Origin of the sequence: Giesbergeria sinuosa (genome assembly GCF_042652905.1) — a bacterium.
Taxonomy (GTDB): Bacteria; Pseudomonadota; Gammaproteobacteria; order Burkholderiales; family Burkholderiaceae_C; genus Simplicispira; species Simplicispira sinuosa.
In genome coordinates this window covers 1-599 of record NZ_JBHSHJ010000035.1, presented here as the reverse complement: position 1 = coordinate 599, position 599 = coordinate 1, and the positions used below count along the sequence as shown (strand labels likewise).

Annotated in this window: 1 pseudogene; it reads right to left on the bottom strand. The window is 67.8% G+C overall.

The features are described 5' to 3' along the window. Positions 1 to 599, bottom strand: a pseudogene (locus tag ACFO6X_RS15845) (heme utilization protein); the annotation flags it as partial.

Genomic DNA, 599 nt, shown 5'->3' with positions numbered 1-599 from the left:
CTGCTCAGCCCCACAATCTGCGCCGTGCCCAAGGAGGCAATCGCCCCCGTGCCCAACGCCTTGATAAAGGCGGTGCTCAAGCGCGCAATGCTGCCCGACTCCAGCGTCGCCAACTGGCTGGTGGTCAAGCCCAAGGCCTGGTTGCTGCCCAGCCCCGCCAGCTGCCCCGTGCCCAACACATTGAAGTCCGCCGGCTCCAAGGCCGCGATTTGCGCACTGCTCAAGGCGCGCAGCTGCACGGTGCTCAAGCCCGTGACGTTGGCGGTGCTCAAGGTCGCCAGCTGGGCCGTGGTCAGGCCCAGCACCCCGGCGCTGCTCAAGGCCCCCACCTGCGCCGTGCTCAGCGCCGCAAAGGCATCGCTGTGCAGCTGCGCCACCTGCGCGCTGCTCAAGGCCCCCAATTGCGCTGGCGTCAAGGCCCGCACCTGGGCGCTGCTCAGCGCCGCAATCCCCGCGCTGCCCATGTTCTGGATCGCACTGGTGCTCAGCGCATTGGTGCCCGCACTGCTCAAGGCCGCCAACTGGTCACTGCTGAGGTAGCTCAACTGCAGCGTCGACAGCCCCCGGATTTGGCCGGTCGTCAATTGCGCCACATCCTG